This is a genomic window from Stenotrophomonas sp. YJH_SMC_4, from assembly GCF_059371575.1.
In genome coordinates, this window is record NZ_JCAFUR010000002.1 from 386,014 (window position 1) to 404,626 (window position 18,613).

The window sequence follows — 18,613 nt, forward strand, 5'->3', positions numbered from 1 at the left end:
GCGTCCCATGGCTGTCATCGGGGGCGCCGATGCTTGGCATCCCGGTACCGTCGCATACGGCACGGAATTGTGCAGTCGCAGCATGCCTGCGACAGGATAGCGACAGGTCCAGACGCTCCAACGGGGGTATCATCCCCTGTCCCTTCTGCCCATTCATGTAACCCACATCGATGTCCAACGAAGATTTCAAACAGGCCGCCCTCGATTACCACCGGATGTCCCCGCCGGGAAAGATCAAGGTTTCCGCTACCAAGCCCATGCTGACCCAGCGCGACCTGTCGCTGGCGTATTCGCCGGGCGTGGCGTACGCCTGTGAAGCGATCAAGGCCGACCCGCAGCAGGCCAGCGAGCTGACCGCCCGCGGCAACCTGGTGGCGGTGATCTCCAATGGCACCGCGGTGCTGGGCCTGGGCAACATCGGCGCGCTGGCCGGCAAGCCGGTGATGGAAGGCAAGGGCGTGCTGTTCCAGAAGTTCGCCGGCATCGATGTGTTCGACATCGAAGTGGATGAGACCGACCCGGACAAGCTGGTCGACATCATCGCCTCGCTGGAGCCGACCTTCGGCGGCATCAACCTGGAAGACATCAAGGCGCCGGAGTGCTTCGTGGTCGAGCGCAAGCTGCGCGAGCGCATGAAGATTCCGGTGTTCCATGACGACCAGCACGGCACGGCGATCATCGTCGGTGCGGCCGTGCTCAACGCCATGGCGATCACCGGCAAGAAGATCGAAGACGTGAAGCTGGCGACCACGGGCATGGGCGCAGCCGGCATTTCCTGCGTGAACATGCTGGTGCAGCTGGGCCTGAAGCCGGAAAACATCCTGGCCTTCGACCGCGAGGGCGTGATCCACACCGGGCGTACCGACCTGGATCCGGAAAAGCAGCGCTATGCGCGCGACACCGACAAGCGCACCCTGGCCGAGATCGTCGACGGCGCGGACATCTTCCTGGGCCTGTCGGCACCGGGCATCCTGACTGCCGACATGGTCAAGACCATGGCGCCGGACCCGGTGATCTTCGCGCTGGCCAACCCGACCCCGGAGATCATGCCGGAGGTGGCGCGCGCCGCGCGTCCTGACGCGATCATCGGCACCGGCCGTTCGGACTACCCGAACCAGGTCAACAACGTGCTGTGCTTCCCGTACCTGTTCCGCGGCGCGCTGGACGTGGGCGCCACCGCGATCAACGAGGAAATGAAGATCGCCTGCGTGCGTGCCATCGCCGCGCTGGCACGTCGTGCCGCCACCGACATGGGCTCGGCCTACGGTGGCGAGACGCCGAGCTTCGGCCGTGAATACCTGATCCCGCGCCCGTTCGACCGCCGCCTGCTGGTGGAGTTGTCGGCCGCCGTGGCCCAGGCCGCGATGGACTCGGGCGTGGCCTCGCGCCCGATCGAGGACATGGGCGCCTACCGTGACAAGCTGGCCCAGTTCGTCTACCGCACCAGCCTGATGATGAAGCCGGTCTACGACCGCGCGCGCAGCGACAAGCAGCGCGTGGTGTATGCCGAAGGCGAAGAGGAAGTAGTGCTGCAGGCGGTGCAGAACGTGGTCGACGACGGCCTGGCGCACCCGATCCTGATCGGCCGCCCGGAAGTGATCGAATCGCGCATCGAGCGCCTCGGCCTGCGCCTGAAGATCGGCGAGAACGTTGAAGTCACCAACATCAACGACGACCCGCGCTTCAACGAATACTGGCAGTACTACCACGGCCTGACCGGCCGTCGTGGCGTGACCGTGGCCGCGGCGAAGAACCTGATGCGTTCGCGCCCGACCCTGATCGCGGCGGTGATGGTGGCCCGTGGCGAAGCCGATGCGATGCTGACCGGCATCGTCGGCCGCTTCCACAAGAAGCTGGGCTACGTGCGCAGCGTGCTGCCGCTGGAGCCGAAGGTCACCTCGACCTCTGCGATGACAGGCGTGATCAACCAGCAGGGCGTGTTCTTCTTCGTCGATACCCACGTGCAGGAAGACCCGACCGCCGAGCAGCTGTGCGAAGCGACCCTGCAGGCGGCCTACCGCATGAAGCTGTTCGGCATCGAGCCGAAGGTGGCGCTGCTGTCGCACTCCAACTTCGGCAGCCACGATTCCAAGGACGCGCTGAAGATGCGCCAGGTGCGCGAGCTGCTGCTCAAGCGCAACCCGCGTCTGAACGTGGACGGTGAAATGCAGGGCGACACCGCATGGGATGAAGCGCTGCGCCAGAAGCTGCTGCCGGGCTCGACCCTGCAGGGTCGCGCCAACCTGTTCGTGCTGCCGAACCTGGAAGCGGCCAACATCGCCTACAACCTGGTGCGTGTGTTCACCGACGGCGTGGCGATCGGCCCGATCCTGATGGGCGTGAACAAGCCGGTGCACATCCTGACCACCAGCGCGACCTCGCGCCGGATCCTGAACATGACCGCCATTGCGGCGGTGGATGCGCAGATTCGCAAGCAGCTGGAAGCGGAAAAGAAGGCGTAAACCTTCTTTTCAGCGACAGCTGCAGAAACGCGCCCCACGGGGCGCGTTTCTGTTTCCGCAAAGCGGAAACGGGTAGAGTCGACTGTTAGTCGACTGCTCTTGATTCGGACGCCGAAAATCCCGCGCGATCGCGCGATAGTCGACTAACAGTCGACTCTACCGGTCCCGATACCGGTCCCAACGCCGGTCCCACCGCTGCCACACGCGCTACGCAACCCGGTCATGTCCCTGCAACGCCGTTGCGGCCCAATACGTCCACGCGGCCTGGCCGTGGGAAGGGACCGGACCGGCCTTCCCACCCTGGGCCCGACCAACTTTCCATGGGCGAGGGTGTCATGCGCAATCGAGTGACGCGGCGGTACTTCCAGCAGCTGTTCGCGCTGTACGCCGGCTTCGTGCAGTCGCGCTGAGGCGTAGACGCAGCGAGGTAGAGTCGACCGTTGGTCGACTATCGCGCGAAGCGCGGGGTTTTCGGGGGCTGTACGAAAGGCAGTCGACTAACAGTCGACTCTACCCAGTCGCCGCAATACCCAGTCGCCGCAATACCCAGTTGATCGCCCAGTCAGCGCCGCTTGCCGCGGCGCGCTGGTGCCGGCGGCGGTGCATCCGAACGCGGCTTGGCGTACTGCGTCCACAGCGCCGGCAGTGCCTTGCCGGTGTGCTTCTGCCACAGCGCCGGCGTATAGCGGCCGTCGCGCAGGGCCTTGTCCAGCGCCAGCACCAGGCCGGGATACTCGGCCTCGGCCCATTTCAGGAACGCACCGGTCACCCGGTAGCCGCTGTCGAAATTCTGCCCCTTCTCGACCTTGCCCGGCAGTACCCAGCCTGCGGCGGCATTGTCCATGCCGTAGCGGTCGCGTGCGTAGTCGGCGATGCCTTCCACCAGCCAGCCCGGCACCCGTGCATCGCCGTAACCTGGATAGCCCTGCACGATGTGCATCGCCTCATGGGTGACCAGGTCGATGTCGTTCGGGTGCTGCGCCAACCAGCCTGGGTTGATGGTGATCGTCGCTGCCTGGTCCTTGTCGCCGACGAAGGCGATGCCGGTGTAGGCCGGATCGATCACGATGCGCACCATCGCCGGCGCGGCCGGGTGGAAGTCCGCGCGTTCGCGCAGGTAGGCGAAGAAGAACGTATCGATTACCCGCTTGCGCTGCGGCGCGGCCAGGGCGCCACGGGCGTCCTGGTAGTTCAGCGTCACGCCGTCGCGGGTCAGCTGCGTATCGAACGCCTGGGTCTGGCCGAAACTTGAGAAGGACAGGGCAACAAGGGCCAGAGGCAGAAGACGGTAGCGCATGCGGCTCATTGTACGGTGCCGGCCGCCAGCAGTTCGATCTCCGCCAGTGGCAGCCGTGCCGGTGCCGCCAGGCGCAGGCGGTATTCGCTGTAGCGGCCGGGTCTGGCGATGCGGAACGGCCGGGTCTGGCGGGCGGATTCGAAGTCTTCGCCGCTGCGCTGGTCGAGCACGGTCCAGCTGCCGCCGCCGTTGCGCGCCTCCAGCGTCCACTCACCGCCCTGGATGCGGCCGTCGCCGCTGGTGAGCGTGTACATCGTCGGCGTGCCGTCGCTCAGTCCGGTCAGCGCGATGGTTGCGCCGCCGCCCAGGCCCACGGTGGTGCTCGCATCGTCATCGACCAGTGCGGGCAGGGCGCGGCGATCGGCCAGCGTCGCCTTCGCGCCGCTGCCGAGCAGGTCGTGCAGCAGCTGCGGGCGCTGGCCGCGCGCGGTCAACGAGCGCGGCACATCGTCCACGCCGCTGCCCCAGCGCGAGGGACGGGGTCCCATCACGAAGTCGAGGGTCGCGCCCTTGGCGATCAGGTCGTGTGGCACCCAGGTCTTCGTCCACGGCTTGCCGTTGATCTTCAGCGACTGCACGTAGACGTTCTCGCGCGAGTTGTTGGCCGCGTTCACGGTCAGCACCGCGCCACCCTGCAGCTCCACGCGTGCATGTTCGAAGGCCGGCGAGCCGATCACGTACTCCGGGGCGCCCATGCGAAGCGGGTACAGGCCCAGCGAGGCCAGCACGTACCATGCCGAGGTTTCGCCGTTGTCCTCATCGCCCGGATAGCCCTGGCCGATCTCGCTGCCGACGTACAGCCGCGACAGGATCTCGCGCACGTGCTGCTGGGTCTTCCACGGCTGCCCGGCATACAGGTACATCCACGGGATGTGGTGCGCCGGCTGGTTGCTGTGCGCGTACATGCCCATGCGCACGTCGCGCGCTTCGGTCATCTCGTGGATGGTGCCGCCGTAGGAGCCGGCCAGTGCCGGGTCTGCGGTTTCCGGCGTGGCGAAGAAGGTATCCAGCTTCGCCGCCAGCTTGTCGCGGCCACCGTACAGCGCGGCCAGGCCTTCGCCGTCATGGGCGGCAGTGAAGGCGAAGGTCCAGCCGTTGGATTCGGTGTAATCGTGGCCCCACACGCGCGGGTCGTAGTCCTTGGCGTCCACGCGCCAGCGGCCATCCGCCTTGCGGCCCTGGAAGAAGCCGGCGGCAGGGTCGAACATCGTCGCGTAGCTGGCAGCGCGGTGGCGGAAGTAGTCGGCTTCGGTGCTGTAGCGCTCGCGTGCGGCCGGCGTGGCCGCGCGCTTGGCCAGCGCATCGGCCATGTTGGCGATGCCGAAGTCATTGAGTGCGCCTTCCATCGTCCACGACATGCCCTCATGCACGTCGGCGCTGGCGTAGCCCCGGAAGGTCGAACGGTCCATGCCCTTGCGGCCGACATGGCGGTCGGGTGGTACCACGGTCGCGTTCTTCAGCGCGGCGGCGTAGGCCTCGCCCGGATCGAAGCCGCCGACGCCCTTCAGCCACACATCGGCGAAGGCCACGTCCGAGCTGGTGCCGACCATCAGGTCCGCGTAGCCCGGCGACGACCAGCGCGCGATCCAGCCGCCAGCGCGGTACTGCTCGATGAAACCCTGCACCATCTGCCCGGCATCGTCGGGCGTGAACAGCGCGTAGGCCGGCCACGTGGTGCGGAAGGTGTCCCAGAAGCCATTGTTGACGAACACCTTGCCATCGCGCACGGCGGCAAAGGTGCGGGTCGCGCTGCCCTCGGTGTTGTCATCGCTGGCGCTGGCCTGGTTGGCGTAGCGCCACTCCGGTGCGGCGGCGCTGCCCACGTTTTCATGGCCGGAATTCGGGTACAGGAACAGCCGGTACAGGCTGGAATACAGCGTGGTCTTCTGGTCGTCGCTGGCATCGCCGATGTCGAAGCGGGCCAGGCGTGCGTCCCATGCATCCTGCGCACGGCCGGCCACGCTCTCCAGCGTATCGGTGGCGGTGATTTCCAGCGCCAGGTTGTGTCGTGCCTGCTCCACCGAGATCAGCGAAGTGGCGATGCGCATGGTCACCCGCCGGTCGCTGCCGGCATCGAACTTGATGTAACCGGTCGGGCGGCCGGTGTCGAGGCGACCGCTGCTGCGCCACGGCTTGTCGAAGCTGGCCACCACGTACATGCGGCTGGCACCGTTGGACAGGCCACTGCGCGTGTCGGTGTAGCCGGACAGCGTCTGCGTGGCGGCGTCCAGAGTCAGGCCACCGCGTGCATCGACATTGTCGAACAGCAGGTTGGCGTCGCCGTCCTCCGGGAAGTCAAAGCGGAACAGCGCGGCATGGTCGGTCGGCGCGATCGATGCCGCGACGCCGTTGTCGAAGCGCACGTCGTAGCGGTAAGGGCGGGCGCTTTCATGGCCGCGGTCGAACGACAGGGCACGCTTGCGGCGGTCAGCCTCCGGCACGCCACGACTGGCCGATGGCATCACCTGGAAGGTCTGGCGGTCGCCCATCCACGGGCTGGGTTGGTGGCTCAGCGCAAGCGCCTGCAGCTGCGGACGGTTCTGCGCGTCGTTCTGCTCGTTCCAGCGGTACAGCCAGTTCAGCGCACCGGCATCGGTGACCGGGGTCCAGAAGTTGAACCCGTGCGGCACCGCCGTGGCCGGGAAATTGTTGCCACGCGAGAAGGTGCCGTTGGCCTGGGTACCGCGGGTGGTCAGCACCCAGTCGGAGACGCGCGCTGGCTGCTGCCGTGGCACTGTGTCCAGGCGAACGTCATCAATCCAGCCGGAGACCGGTACGCCGTCGGCACTGGCCACCTCCAGTTCGATCGCCACCACGCGGCGGCCCTTCAGCGCGGGCACATCGCCCAGCCGCACCGCCTTGCGCGCCCATTGCTGCGGGTACAGCGTCTTCGAGTCGCCCTGCGCGCGTGCGCCGATCGCTACGCCGTGCTGGTCGCGTGCAGTGCCGGCCGAAACCCGACTGCCATCGTCCAGCAGCAGGTCCAGTGACACATAGGTCGAAGCCACGGTGTCCTTGCCGACGATCTCCGGCAGCACCAACCACGACAGGGTGGTATCGGCCTCGATGGTCACGTCCGCCTTGAACAGTTCGCGCCGCGCATTGCCACCTTCGCTGCTGTAGCGCAGTGCGTGCAGGCCGCTGTAGCCGGCATTGCGCTTGGCGGCGTAGGGCGCAGCGGGGCCGTTGCCGATCGTGACCTGCAATGCGCCTGCGGCCGGTTCCGGAGCCGGCTGGCCCGGCTCGAACGAGCTCTGCAGTCCCTGTGCCAGCACCGGCATCGCGGTAGTCGCACAGGCCAGGGCCAGGGCGAGCGGAAGCAGGGCGCGGCGTGGATCGGACAGGGTCATGCAAGGGTCTCCCGGAAGGGCTGGCGGCGGGCAGAACCCGCATCGGCGGACACCACGGACAGCATCGCTCCGCCCGCCGCGATGGCAGTGGAAGAGGCGATGCCGGTCCGGTGGGGGCGGGCCATGCGATCGGGTCGGATTGGGGTAGGCCGGTTCACGACCTGGCCCGATCCTGCAACAGCCGTGGCAACCTGACAAGTGCCATTTAGTTCGATCCAAATGCGGTAAATATCGTTGTCGGTGGTTTCCCGGGGTGAATCTGCAGGATCGGTCGGGAATTCCCACCGGCACCTCATCCCGAAGTGGCATGCAAGGTCGCAGGGAATCGGCCCGGTACGCCCAAACACCCGTTGCGGCGCAATGTCGGGGCGGCCTGGATGCTAGAATCACAGGCCTCGCAACCCGTTCATCGACATCCGCCATGAGCCATACCGCCACTGCGCCCGCCAACGCCGAGAAGCGCTACACCGTGCACCGCAGCGATCTGCCGCTGAGCTGCCCGACCCCGGAAATGGCGCTGTGGAACTCGCATCCGCGCGTGTACCTGCCGATCGAAGACGAGCCCAATGGCGAAGCGCAGTGCCCGTACTGCGGTTCCGTGTTCGTGCTGGCCGACTAAGCGGCCGCCCCTTCGATGCGCCGATTGACCGTGGTGCAGTTGCTGCCGGCGCTGCACTCCGGCGGCGTCGAGCGCTCGACCCTGGAAATCGCTGCGGCCCTGGTCGCCGCCGGCCATCGCGCGCTGGTGGTTTCCGCCGGTGGCCGCCTGGTGCAGCCGCTGCTCGACAGCGGTGCCGAGCACCTCAGCCTGGACATCGGCCGCAAGTCGCTGCTGACCCTGCGCCACTTGCCGACCCTGCGCCGCTTGTTTGCCGAGGTTGGTGCGGACATCGTGCATGCCCGCTCGCGGCTGCCGGCCTGGCTGGGCCTGTACGCAATCCGTGCCCTGCCTGCCGCGCAACGCCCGCACTGGGTGACCACCGTGCATGGGCTGAATTCGCCCAGCCGCTACAGCGCGGTGATGACCAGCGGCGAACGCGTGATCTGCGTGTCCAACACCGTGCGCGATTACGTGCAGCGGCACTACCCGACCGTGCCCGAACAGGCATTGCAGGTGATTCCGCGTGGCGTCGATGTGGCCCAGTTCCCGCGCGTGGCGCGTGCCGATCGCCGTCCGCGGATGGCGCTTGCGGCAGAGTACCCATGGCTGGCGCAGGTTGAAGGCCCCTTGCTGCTGTTGCCGGGGCGTGGCACCCGCCTGAAGGGCCACGCACACGCATTGCAGCTGCTGGCGGATGTGCGCGCCGCCGGCGTGCCGGCACAGTTGTGGATGCTGGGCACCGATGAACCCGGCCGTGAAGCCTACGTGGCCGACCTGCGCCGGCAGGCGGCCGCGCTCGGCGTGGCCGAGGCCGTGCACATCAGCACGCCGACCGCACGCATCGCCCAGGCCTACACGGCCAGCGACCTGGTACTGCAGCTGTCGGACAAGCCCGAAGCGTTCGGCCGCACCGTGGTCGAGGCGCTGTCGGTGGGCCGGCCGGTGCTGGGTTGGGACCATGGTGGCGTCGGTGAGCTGCTTCGGCAGCTGCAACCCGCAGGTGCCGTGCCGCTCGGCGATGCGCGGGCATTGGGTGAACGTGCGCTGGCCCTGCTGGCCCAGCCCCCGTCCTTGCCGACCCGCATCCCGTTTACCCTGCAGGCCATGCAGCGCGATACCCTCCGCCTCTATGCCGACCTCGCCGGCTGACCCCGCCGTCATCGTGCGCGACGACCGCGCCGGGCGCTGGACGCCCTGGTGGGTGCTGGCGTACGTGGCGATGTGGCCGTTGCCAGGCATCGCCGAAACCGTGTTGGGCCTCGGCGCGCTGTACGCGGCGGTGCGCATGGTGACGCGCCGCCTGCAGCGCCGCCCGCATCTGTTGAGCACGGCGGCCTGGGCACTGACTTCGATCCTGTTCCTTGGTTACTGGCTGCCGCAGGCATTCTCCGCATTCGATGCGATCGATCCGGCGGCCTCGTGGACCAAGGCTGCTGCGGGCCTGCGCTATCTGCCCTTCATGTGGCTGGTGGCGATCGCGGTGGCTACGCCGGAGCGGCGGCGGCTGACCTTCGCGGGGCTGGCACTGATCACCGGCGCATGGACGCTGGATGCACTGGTGCAGGCGGTGGCCGGCACCAGCCCATGGTTCTGGTCGCTGGAACACCTGAAGCTGGCGGTCAGTGGCCACGCACTGTGCCCGGCCGACGAGGCCGCACTGGCAGATCGCCTCAGTGGCGCACTGGGACCGTGCAACCTGAAGTTCGGCCAGGTGCTGGCCAGCCTGTCGCCGTTCCTGCTGCTGCCCGCCGCGCGGCGCTTTGGCAATACGGGCTGGCTGCTGGCTGCGGCAGCGCTGGGCAGCGTGCTGCTGTTGGCCGGTTCGCGCGCCTCGTGGATCACCTTCGCGCTGGTGCTGGCCTACAGCGGCGTGCGCCAGTTCGGCTGGAAACGGCTGGCGGCGCTGGCGCTGGTGGCGGTGCTCGGCGCCGGTGCGCTGACCGCCAGCGTGCCGCAGCTGCGCGAGCGCTTCGCGCGAACGGCCATGGCCCTGGATGGGGGTGAGCGTGGTGTCGACGAGGCCCTGTCAGGGCGCGCGCGGATCTGGGAAGCCGCCGCCTGCATGATTGAAGAGCACCCGATCAATGGCGTGGGTGCACGTGGTTTCCGCGATGCCTATCCCGCTTGCGTGGCGGAGGACGGGCCGGCCGTGTGGGGCAATGCCCCGGCGCTTCATGCCCATCAGATCGTGCTGGAAATCCTCGCAGAGACTGGAGTGATTGGTCTGTTGCTGTGGCTGGCGGCCGTGGCCCAGGCCTGGCGCGCATGGCGCTACGCGCCGGCAATGGCCCGCGAACGCGCGCGTCCGGCGATGCTGGCGCTGGCGGTGACCGTGTTCCCGCTGAACACCCATCTGGCGTTCTATTCGGCCTTCTGGGGTGGCCTGACCGTATTGCTGGCCGCGCTGTTCGCCGGCAGCCTGCTGGCGCGCGACGCGGACGACACGCCGACGGCGGTGTGATCGTCCATCCAGCATGGCGTGGCTCTACTGCGCGTACCGAACGGAGATTGCTGTGGTGGATCCACGCCATGCGTGGATGGAGCTTTCCCGACGCAAACACAGGTAACCCACCCCCACCGGTGTTTCCATGCGTATCGTACGCTCGAGGCATGGCCAGCCCAAGACTCCGCTACGGTCGATATTCCCGATCCGGCAACGTGTACTCATTGACCACGGCAACCCTTGGCCGTGAACCGTTGTTCGCCGATGCGGCGAACATGGCGATCCTGATCGACACCCTGCGCTTCGTCGAGCGTAGGGGCTTCCGCCACAATCTCGCCTGGGTGGTGATGCCCGACCATCTGCACTGGCTGATGGAACTGCGCAGTGGCAGCGCGCCTATCACGACCATGCAGTGCGGACCGACGAATCACTTCACGAGAAGGCGATGTACATCCTGGCCAATCCGGTCCGTGCGGGCTTGGCGTGCGTGGTGGGGGAGTACCCGTACGCCTGGTGCCGCTGGCCGTTGTGAATCCCGGCACGGAATCGAAGAGCATCCACGCATGGCGTGGATCTACTTGTAGAAATCGCTCCGCCCGCCTGGCTGGCGCTTGAAGCGGCGGTGGATCCACAGGTACTGGTCGGGCGCCTCGCGCACCATCTCTTCGATGGCCTGGTTGACCCGCGTGGTATCGGCTTCCACGTCGTCGCTGGGGAAATTCTCCAGTGGCGCGCCGATCTTCAGGAAGTACTTCCCGCCTTCGCGGCGATGGAAATACGGGATCACCGCACAGCCGGTCATCCGCGCCAGCTGGTGGGTGGCGGTGATGGTCGAAGCGGTGTGGCCGAAGAACGGCACGAACACGGTGTCCTTGCCGCGCATGTCCTGGTCGGGCGCGTACCAGAGGAAGCCGCCCTTCTTCAGGTGGCGCACGGTGGCGCGGATGTCCTCATTGGCGAACATTGCCTTGGCGTAGCGCAGGCGGCCGAACTTCACCGCCCACTCGTACACCGGGTTCTTGTGCTTGCGGTACATGCCTGAAAGATCAACGTAGTCGCACAGCAGTCGCCCGCACATTTCCAGGGTCATGAAATGGCCGGACACCAGCAGCACGCCACGACCTTCCGCCTGCATCTGCCGCAGATGTTCCAGTCCTTCGATCTGCACCTGCGGGCGGATGCTGTCGATGCTGCCCCACCAGGCGCGGATGCACTCGAACACGCCCACACCCAGGGCATCGAAGCTGTCGCGCACCAGGCGCTGGCGCCAGGCCTCGTCCTTCTCGGGGAAGCACAGCTGCAGGTTGACCTCGGCGGCGCGGCGACGGCTGCCCAGCAGGCGCCAGGTGATCCAGCCGACGCCCCGGCCCAGCGCACGCTGCAGCATCCACGGCAGGCGGGCGATGGCGAAGGCGCCCAGCATGGCGGCGAACATCGGCCAGTTGCGGGGATCGCGCAGCGACGGGCGGACGGCGGTGGTGGCATCGGACATTGGCCCATTCTACCAAGGCGGCCGCGTGTCTTTCCCGGGGGGCTCCCGTATCCTTGCCGCATGCGTAAAGACCCTGTCGAATGGATCCTGCGCGGCCTGTATTCGGTCGTGCTCTACATCCTGCTGCCGATCACCGTGTACCACCTGGTCTGGCGCGGCTTCCGGGTCCGTGAATACTTCCGGCGCTGGGATGAGCGCTATGCCTCCTATCCCCAGCCCACCGGCCAACCGCGGGTCTGGCTGCACGCGGTCTCGGTGGGCGAAGTCAATGCCGCTGCGCCGCTGGTGAACGCGCTGCGCAAGGAGCGCCCGGACATCCGCTGGGTCATCACCACCATCACCCCGACCGGCTCCGAGCGCGTGCGTGCGCTGTGGGGCGACGCCCTGGACCACGTCTACCTGCCGTATGACGTGCCCGGCAGCGTCAACCGCTTCCTCGGCCACTTCCAGCCCAGCCTGGCGCTGATCCTGGAAACCGAACTGTGGCCGAACATGCTGTTCGGCTGCCGTGACCGTGGCATTCCGGTCTACATCCTCAACGCGCGCCTCTCGGCACGTTCGCTGCGGGGCTACCGGCTGCTGGCGGCGTTGATCCGCCGCGCGCTCCGCACGGTCACCTGCGTGGCCGCGCAGTCGCAGGACGATGCCGAGCGTTTCGTGCAGCTGGGTGCCGCGCCGGAGCAGGTGCAGGCGCTGGGCAACCTGAAGTTCGACATCACTACGCCGGACGTGCAGGGCTTCGTCGAGCAGTTCCATGCCCGCGTGCCGGCCCGGCGGCCGGTGTGGATCGCCGCCAGTACCCATGATGGTGAAGAACAGGCGGTGATCGATCTGCATCGGCGCCTGCGCCGGCAGCACCCCGACCTGTTGCTGCTGTGGGCGCCCCGGCATCCCGAGCGCTTCCCGAAGGTGGAGGCGCTGGCGCGGGAGCAGGGCTGGAACGTGGCAACCCGGCGCGCGAAGCAGTGGCCGGAGGTTGGAACCGATGTGTTCGTCATCGATACCCTGGGCGAGCTGATGCCGTTCTATGCCTGCGCGCAGGTGGCGTTTGTCGGTGGAAGCCTGCAGCCGATCGGTGGCCACAACCTGCTGGAGCCGGCGGCGATGGGCACCGCTGCGGTGACGGGCCCGCACCTGCACAACTTCTCGGAAATTTCCCGCCGCATGCGCGAGGCGGGCGCGCTGTTGATCGGCGAAGACGTGCAGGCGGTCGGCGAACTGCTGCAGCACCTGCTCGAAGATCCGCAGGCACGCGAGGACATGGCGCGGGCAGGCTGCACGCTGATCAGCAACGGACGCGGTGCCCTGCAGCGTACGCTGGCGCTGGTCGGACCGCATCTGCCGCCACCTTGCCGCTGAGTCCGAAGGGCCGGCGCACGCGACGTGACTGTCGTGAAAGACCGCGTCAATTCTGCTTAGCGACCTGGAATCTGTCGTAGCGGGACCGTGAGCTTCCTTGCCAACGTGCCTGCCGTCACATCGTGATGCGCATGGCGCGTATTCCGATACCGCCTCCCGGCACAGGCTGTCAGTCTGCTGTCGACCGCGCTTGGGCGGATATCAAGGGAACTTGCGATGGACAGCGACAGCAGCCCCGGCATCGATGAGCCCGGGTACGGCGATCGCCTTGTGGTGGTGGCACTGACCTTGCTGCTGGGAGGCGGCGTGGTCGCGCTGGTCGGCCAGCACACCGCAGCCCAGGCAGGCCCGGCCATCGTCCTGAGCCTGCTGCTGGCCGCGCTGGGCACAGGGCCGCTGCTGTACTGCCTGCACGTTCTGAACCAGCAAAGGCCCGCTGCCGATGGCCTGCATGGCGTGGTGCGGGACTGCTGGGGAGGCGTGCCGGCCGTTCTGCTCGGTGGCGCGCTGCTGCTGGAACTGGTGGTGACTGCCGCTGGCGTTGCGCAGTCCGTCGCCAACCATCTGCATGTACTGCTGGCTGGTTGTGGAATCGAGGCCAGCAACGGGATGCCGGGTCAACTGATGGCTGCTGCCAGCCTGCTGTTGCTTGCAGTGGTCGGATTGCTGCGGCCACACCGTGTGGTGCTGGTTGCCTGCGTGCTGCTGACGGTGAAGGTCGGCGCCGGCCTGCTGTTGCTGGTGCTGGCAGCCCGCCATGTGCACTACGCGTACTGGATTCCATGGCTGCCGCCAGCAACGGCACCCTATCGCTTCGGGATCGGCGGTGTACTGGCGGCGAGCGTGCCGCTGTACGGTGTGTTCGCCACCGTTGGCCTGGCGCTGGGATTTCCTGGCATCGGCAGGCAGGCGAGGGCACGGCCGCCGCTGCTGCCGGCGTGCGTGCTGCTGGCCATGGTGCTGCTGATCGTACTGGCCGCGTTGCAGGCGGGCCTGGTCGAATTTCCGGCTCTGGCCAGCACGCGGCCTTTGTCGGTCGCCCTGCAGCATCACCCGCAGTTGTACTGGGTGATGCCCTTGCTGCCGCTGGCGGGAGTGGCAGGGTTGGTGGCGCTCATCCTGGTACTGCTGATGTTGGCTGCGCGGGTGGCGATGCAGCTGTGGCCGACGGCAGGTGACCGATCCCTGGAGTTCCGGGAGAGACTGGTGCCGGTTGCCGTCGTCCTGTCGGCGGCATTGCTGGCGTTGTGGGCGCCCATGGGCAGCCTGCCGGTACTGCCTGGTCCGGCAACCCTGTTGGTGATGGGGGCCGTGTGCGTGGCCGTGCTGCGCGGACGGGCACCGCGATCACGCGCCCTGCCGGTGCTGGCTCCCGTCGCCATCGCACTGTGTCTGCTGGCCGCAGTCGAACGGATGCGGGTCTGGCCCGGCTGACGGTCGGTGGGTGCATGCTTCCGTCCGCGCGACCAACAAAAAAGCCACCCTCGCGGGTGGCTTCTTCGTGACCGGCAGGCTGACGACTCAGTGCGTGGTGGTTGCCGGGTTGCCCGCGTCCTGGGTCAGCAGGCGGTTGACGTCCTGCAGCTCGGCCACGTCCAGCGCACCCAGCGACTGGCTCAGCAGCAGGCGGTTCTGCAGGAAGGTGTAACGGGCCTGGGCGTAGTCCAGCTGCGCCGAGAACAGGATGCGCTGGTTCTGGATCACGTCCAGCACGGTACGGGTACCGACTTCCAGGCCGACCTGCGAGGCGTCATAGGCGCTCTGTGCCGAGACCACCGCCAGGCGGCGGGCTTCCACTTCGCTGATGCCCTGTACCAGGGTCTGGTAGGCATTGCGGGTGTTGCGGTCCAGGGCACGCTTCTGCTGCTCGTAGCCGTCCTGGGCAATGTCACGCTGGGCCAGCGCCTGGCGCACGCCGGACTGGGTAGCGCCGCCGGCGAAGATCGGCACGTTCAGGGTCAGGCCGATGCTGTTGGTGCGGGCATCGGGGGACAGCGAGCCGGAGCCGGTGCTGTCGCCCCAGGTTGCGGTCTTGCCCCAGCTGCCGCCCAGCGACAGGGTCGGGTAGTGGCCACCACGCGCGGCCTGCACGCCGGCTTCGGCGGCGCTCACCTTCAGTTCCTGCGCCTTCAGCGCCGGATTCTGGGTGGTGGCCTGGTGCACCAGCTCATCGATGTTGCCACGGTTGGCCGGCACTTCCGGACGGAAGTCGGCCGGCAGGCCGCGCAGGTTGACCACCGGCTGGCCGGTCAGTTCGGTCAGGGCCTGGTAGTTATCGGCCAGGGTGTTCTGCGCAACGATGGTGTTGGCACGCGCCTGGTCGTACTGGGCGCGTGCTTCGTGCACGTCGGTGATCGGCGCCAGGCCCACTTCCAGGCGCTTGTCGGCGAAGTCGAACTGCTTCTTCGCAGCCGCTTCATTGGTCTGTGCGGCGTTCAGCGATTCGATCGCCACCAGCACGTTGAAGTAGGCCGCCGAGGTGCGCACGATCAGGCTGTCGTTGGCAGATTCGAGGGTGAAGTCCGCCGCCTTGCTCAGCTCACGCTGCGAACGCAGGTTGTTGATCTGGGTCCAGTTGAACAGCGTCTGGCTGCCATCGATCGTGTAATTGCGGCGCTTGTTGGTGAACGAGCCGGAGTTGATGTCGGCGTTCGGCTCGCTGCGCGTGCGGTTCAGCGTGGCCTGGCCGTTGATCTGCGGCAGCAGGGCGGCGCGCGCCTGCACGGCGCCTTCCTTGTCGACCAGCCGGGTCGATTCGGCGGCAGACAGCTGCGGATCGCCGTTGCGCGCCATTTCGTAGACCTGCAGCAGGTCGGCGGCATGGGCAGACAACGGCAGCAGGGCAGTGGCCAGCGCAACAGCGAGGGATCGGCGGATCATTGCGGCTTCCTTGGACTCAGAGGTGGAACTGGGGTGCCGGGGCGGCACCGCGCAGGTAATCGATATCGGTCTCGAACAGGGACTCGGTGCTGCCGTCGGCCTTGACCAGCAGGGCCTCCATCGCCGGCGAGCGGCCGTGGATCACGAACAGGCGACCACCCGGACGCAGCCACGAGGCGAACTGTGACGGCACCACGTCGACCGCACCAGTGACACAGATCACGTCAAAGCGGCGTTCGGTCTGCCAGGACAGGGCGTCAGCCACTTCCACGCGGACGTTGGTGCCCAGGCCGGAGGCGTCCAGGCGGGCACGCGCGGCGGCGGCCAGCTCCGAGTCGATCTCCAGGCTCAGCACGTCGCGCGCGAGCGCGCCGATGCAGGCGGACAGGAAGCCGCTGCCGGTGCCGATTTCCAGCACTTCGTCACCCGGCTGCAGATCCAGTGCCTGCAGGGTACGGCCCTCGATGACCGGCTTCATCATCTTCTGGCCGTGGCCGATCGGCAGTTCGACATCGGCGTAGGCCAGCGCCCGGTGTGCATCGGCGACAAAAGCCTCGCGCGGCAGGCGGGCCAGGACGTCGAGCACCTTGATGTCCAGCACGTCCCAGGGACGGATCTGCTGTTCCACCATCAGTTCGCGGGCGTGGGCGTAATCAATCGTCATGAGGTTCAAATCCAGCGCAGTGGGCCGGCCATTTTACCGGTGCCGGAGGCCGGCGGCGCGCCCAGAGCATCAGCTGCCGGGTGGCCGGGGTCGCAGTGCCGGAAGTCATCGCGACCTCCGGTTCGTTCAGTTTTGGTTATTCAGCCGTCCCGGCCCCTCGCGGCGCATAGGCGCGCAGGAAGAAGTCGATGCTGGCGGTCACGTGGGCAAGAGGGTCGCACTCCACCGGTGACAGTGGCATGCCGCACATCATATGCATGTGCACTTCGCCCTTGACCAGGGTCAGGAACTGCTCGCCAGCCAGCGAATAGTCGGTGATTTCCAGCTCGCCGCGCTCGGCGCGTGCCCGCAGGAAGTCAGCCAGGGCCTCGCAGGTACGTTCCGGTCCTGCCTTCCAGAACAGCTCGCGCAGGCGTTCGTCGGTCTCCGGCGCCATCATCATGCGCTGGATCGAGATCGCCGCATCGGAAGTGATCAGTTCGAAGAAGGCCAGGCCGATGCCGATCAGCTGGTCGCGCAGCGGGCCGTCCGCGTCGGCCACGAACAGGGCATCGGGCAGCATTTCAATGCACTTTGACTGCACGGCCTCGGAGAACAGGGTCTCCTTGTCGCCGAAGTGGCTGTACACGGTCAGCTTAGAGACGCCGGCCTGGGCGGCAATGGCGTCCATGCTCACGCCGGTATACCCCTGTTCGATGAACAGTACCTTGGCTGCTTCAAGGATCGCCGCGCGCTTGCCCAGATCCTTGGGGCGCCCGGGTCCGGCGGCCTTGGCAGCGGGCTTGGCCGACGGCTTGCGGGAAGTGGAAGAACTCATCGCAACAATACTAGACCAAGCGGTTCGATATTTATACTATACCGGCCGGTTTATTAAATTGGGCCGGCAGTCGCGGCTCCCCCTTGTTGCAACCCTGCGTTTTCAGGACGTTGACCGATGAAGATCGTGCGCTGGATGGGCGGTATGGTGTGGGTGGCTGCGCTGGCAGCCTGTTCGGGACAGGAACAGGCGCCGCAGGCGGCCGTGCCGGTACTGGTGGTTCACCCCGGCGAACAGGCCGGACAGGCGCCGGCGGCATTCCCGGGCACGGTGCGTGCCCGTCAGGAAAGCCCGCTGTCGTTCCGCGTCGGAGGCAACCTGGTCAAGCGCCACGTCGATGCCGGCCAGCGGGTGAAGAAGGGCGACGTGCTGGCCGAACTGGACGTGGCTGACTTCGCGCTGCAGGCCCGTGCCTCACAGGCGCAGCTGGCTGCGGCCGAGGCCGACCTGGTGCGTGCCCGCGATGACCTGAAGCGCTACCAGGTGCTGGCCGACCAGCAACTGGTCAGCCGCTCGCAGCTGGACCAGCAGTCCGCGGCGTTCAAGGCCGCGCAGGGCCAGGCCAATGCGGCCCGCGCCAACCTCGATGTGCTGCGCAACCAGGCCGACTACGCGCAGCTGCGCGCGCCGGCCGATGGCGTGATCGCCAGCCGCGAGGCCGAAGCCGGGCAGGTGGTGTCCGCCGGCCAGACCATCTTCAACCTGGCCGCCGATGGCGGCCGCGAAGTGCTGATCGACCTGCCCGAGGCGACCATCCGCGACTACGCGGTCGGCCAGCCGGTCGAGGTGGAACTGTGGAACCGCCCGGGCCAGCGCCTGCCCGGTACGATCCGCGAGATCGCCGCCGCCGCCGATCCGCAGGCACGCACCTATGCCACCCGCGTCAGCCTGGCCGCCGATGCGCTGGCCGATGTCGAACTGGGCCAGAGCGCACGCGTCTACAGCAGCGCCGGTCGCCACGGTACCCTGCAGCTGCCGCTGGGCGCGCTGCAGCGCGGTGCCAACGGTGCCGCCAGCGTGTGGGTGGTCGATCCGGCCAACAGCACGCTGAAGGCCGCCTCGGTCACCACCGGTGCGTTTGGCAGCGAGACCGTGCCGGTGCTGTCCGGCGTGAACGCGGGTGACTGGGTGGTTGCCGCCGGTGGCCACCTGCTGCGAGCGGGCCAGCCGGTGATCGCCGTGGACCGGCAGAACCGCCCGGTGCTGAAGCCGGCCGCGCCGGCCGCTGCCGCCAAGGCCAAGGAGTAA

Annotated in this window: 13 protein-coding genes and 1 pseudogene; 8 read left to right on the forward strand and 6 right to left on the reverse strand. The window is 67.5% G+C overall.

Going from position 1 to position 18,613, the window contains the following annotated elements; genetic code table 11:
- Positions 1-170 precede the first annotated feature (170 nt).
- Complete coding sequence (locus AC5P9F_RS05260; protein WP_005410971.1) at positions 171-2,462, forward strand: NADP-dependent malic enzyme; 2,292 nt, start codon at positions 171-173, stop codon at positions 2,460-2,462.
- Positions 2,463-3,024: 562 nt separating this feature from the next.
- Here AC5P9F_RS05260 and AC5P9F_RS05265 read toward each other — a convergent pair.
- Both AC5P9F_RS05265 and AC5P9F_RS05270 read right to left on the reverse strand, forming a co-directional pair.
- Positions 3,025-3,768 (reverse strand): basic secretory protein-like protein, encoded by a 744-nt coding sequence (locus AC5P9F_RS05265; protein ID WP_032966989.1) that lies wholly within the window; start codon positions 3,766-3,768, stop codon positions 3,025-3,027.
- Positions 3,765-7,109, reverse strand: a complete 3,345-nt coding sequence (locus AC5P9F_RS05270) for a GH92 family glycosyl hydrolase (RefSeq protein ID WP_164225648.1) — start codon at positions 7,107-7,109, stop codon at positions 3,765-3,767. Before AC5P9F_RS05270 ends, AC5P9F_RS05265 begins: the two co-directional genes overlap by 4 nt.
- Positions 7,110-7,530: 421 nt before the next feature.
- Between AC5P9F_RS05270 and AC5P9F_RS05275 the strand changes: the two genes are divergently transcribed.
- From AC5P9F_RS05275 to AC5P9F_RS05290, 4 genes and pseudogenes are all read left to right on the forward strand, one after another.
- On the forward strand, positions 7,531-7,728 hold the full coding sequence (locus AC5P9F_RS05275; protein ID WP_005410967.1) for a zinc-finger domain-containing protein: 198 nt from the start codon (positions 7,531-7,533) through the stop codon (positions 7,726-7,728).
- Positions 7,729-7,743: 15 nt separating this feature from the next.
- Positions 7,744-8,859, forward strand: coding sequence for a glycosyltransferase (locus AC5P9F_RS05280; RefSeq protein WP_049460229.1), 1,116 nt, complete (start codon positions 7,744-7,746; stop codon positions 8,857-8,859).
- A complete protein-coding gene (locus AC5P9F_RS05285) occupies positions 8,840-10,171 on the forward strand; it encodes an O-antigen ligase family protein (RefSeq protein WP_049460230.1) in 1,332 nt (443 codons plus the stop codon). The genes AC5P9F_RS05280 and AC5P9F_RS05285 overlap by 20 nt, the downstream gene beginning before the upstream one ends.
- Before the next feature lie 149 nt (positions 10,172-10,320).
- A pseudogene (locus tag AC5P9F_RS05290) lies at positions 10,321-10,685 on the forward strand (transposase).
- Between the two features lie 42 nt (positions 10,686-10,727).
- Here AC5P9F_RS05290 and AC5P9F_RS05295 read toward each other — a convergent pair.
- Positions 10,728-11,645 (reverse strand): LpxL/LpxP family Kdo(2)-lipid IV(A) lauroyl/palmitoleoyl acyltransferase, encoded by a 918-nt coding sequence (locus AC5P9F_RS05295; RefSeq protein ID WP_005410964.1) that lies wholly within the window; start codon positions 11,643-11,645, stop codon positions 10,728-10,730.
- Positions 11,646-11,705: 60 nt separating this feature from the next.
- Between AC5P9F_RS05295 and waaA the strand changes: the two genes are divergently transcribed.
- Together waaA and AC5P9F_RS05305 are read left to right on the forward strand one after the other, a co-directional pair.
- Positions 11,706-13,004 (forward strand): lipid IV(A) 3-deoxy-D-manno-octulosonic acid transferase, encoded by a 1,299-nt coding sequence (gene waaA, locus AC5P9F_RS05300; RefSeq protein ID WP_005414416.1) that lies wholly within the window; start codon positions 11,706-11,708, stop codon positions 13,002-13,004.
- Between the two features lie 216 nt (positions 13,005-13,220).
- Positions 13,221-14,438: a hypothetical protein gene (locus AC5P9F_RS05305; protein WP_012481208.1), complete on the forward strand. Its 1,218-nt coding sequence runs from the start codon at positions 13,221-13,223 to the stop codon at positions 14,436-14,438.
- 87 nt (positions 14,439-14,525) lie between these two features.
- On the opposite strand, the gene AC5P9F_RS05310 is transcribed toward AC5P9F_RS05305, so the two are convergent.
- The 3 genes from AC5P9F_RS05310 to AC5P9F_RS05320 all read right to left on the reverse strand — a co-directional run bounded on the left by AC5P9F_RS05310 (position 14,526) and on the right by AC5P9F_RS05320 (position 17,365).
- On the reverse strand, positions 14,526-15,884 hold the full coding sequence (locus AC5P9F_RS05310; protein WP_005410961.1) for a TolC family outer membrane protein: 1,359 nt from the start codon (positions 15,882-15,884) through the stop codon (positions 14,526-14,528).
- 16 nt (positions 15,885-15,900) lie between these two features.
- Entirely contained in the window at positions 15,901-16,548 is a 648-nt protein-coding gene (locus AC5P9F_RS05315) for a protein-L-isoaspartate O-methyltransferase family protein (protein WP_043034053.1), read from the reverse strand.
- A gap of 136 nt (positions 16,549-16,684) precedes the next feature.
- Positions 16,685-17,365 (reverse strand): TetR/AcrR family transcriptional regulator, encoded by a 681-nt coding sequence (locus tag AC5P9F_RS05320; protein WP_005410959.1) that lies wholly within the window; start codon positions 17,363-17,365, stop codon positions 16,685-16,687.
- 117 nt (positions 17,366-17,482) lie between these two features.
- Between AC5P9F_RS05320 and AC5P9F_RS05325 the strand changes: the two genes are divergently transcribed.
- Positions 17,483-18,613, forward strand: a complete 1,131-nt coding sequence (locus AC5P9F_RS05325; protein ID WP_005410958.1) for an efflux RND transporter periplasmic adaptor subunit — start codon at positions 17,483-17,485, stop codon at positions 18,611-18,613.

Coding starts and splice junctions, on each gene's coding strand:
- AC5P9F_RS05265 (WP_032966989.1), bottom strand. CDS start 3,768: ATGAGCCGCATGCGCTACCGTCTTCTGCCTCTGGCCCTTGTTGCCCTG.
- AC5P9F_RS05320 (WP_005410959.1), bottom strand. CDS start 17,365: ATGAGTTCTTCCACTTCCCGCAAGCCGTCGGCCAAGCCCGCTGCCAAG.
- AC5P9F_RS05295 (WP_005410964.1), bottom strand. CDS start 11,645: ATGTCCGATGCCACCACCGCCGTCCGCCCGTCGCTGCGCGATCCCCGC.
- waaA (WP_005414416.1), top strand. CDS start 11,706: ATGCGTAAAGACCCTGTCGAATGGATCCTGCGCGGCCTGTATTCGGTC.
- AC5P9F_RS05285 (WP_049460230.1), top strand. CDS start 8,840: ATGCCGACCTCGCCGGCTGACCCCGCCGTCATCGTGCGCGACGACCGC.
- AC5P9F_RS05270 (WP_164225648.1), bottom strand. CDS start 7,109: ATGACCCTGTCCGATCCACGCCGCGCCCTGCTTCCGCTCGCCCTGGCC.
- AC5P9F_RS05325 (WP_005410958.1), top strand. CDS start 17,483: ATGAAGATCGTGCGCTGGATGGGCGGTATGGTGTGGGTGGCTGCGCTG.
- AC5P9F_RS05315 (WP_043034053.1), bottom strand. CDS start 16,548: ATGACGATTGATTACGCCCACGCCCGCGAACTGATGGTGGAACAGCAG.
- AC5P9F_RS05310 (WP_005410961.1), bottom strand. CDS start 15,884: ATGATCCGCCGATCCCTCGCTGTTGCGCTGGCCACTGCCCTGCTGCCG.
- AC5P9F_RS05305 (WP_012481208.1), top strand. CDS start 13,221: ATGGACAGCGACAGCAGCCCCGGCATCGATGAGCCCGGGTACGGCGAT.
- AC5P9F_RS05260 (WP_005410971.1), top strand. CDS start 171: ATGTCCAACGAAGATTTCAAACAGGCCGCCCTCGATTACCACCGGATG.
- AC5P9F_RS05280 (WP_049460229.1), top strand. CDS start 7,744: ATGCGCCGATTGACCGTGGTGCAGTTGCTGCCGGCGCTGCACTCCGGC.
- AC5P9F_RS05275 (WP_005410967.1), top strand. CDS start 7,531: ATGAGCCATACCGCCACTGCGCCCGCCAACGCCGAGAAGCGCTACACC.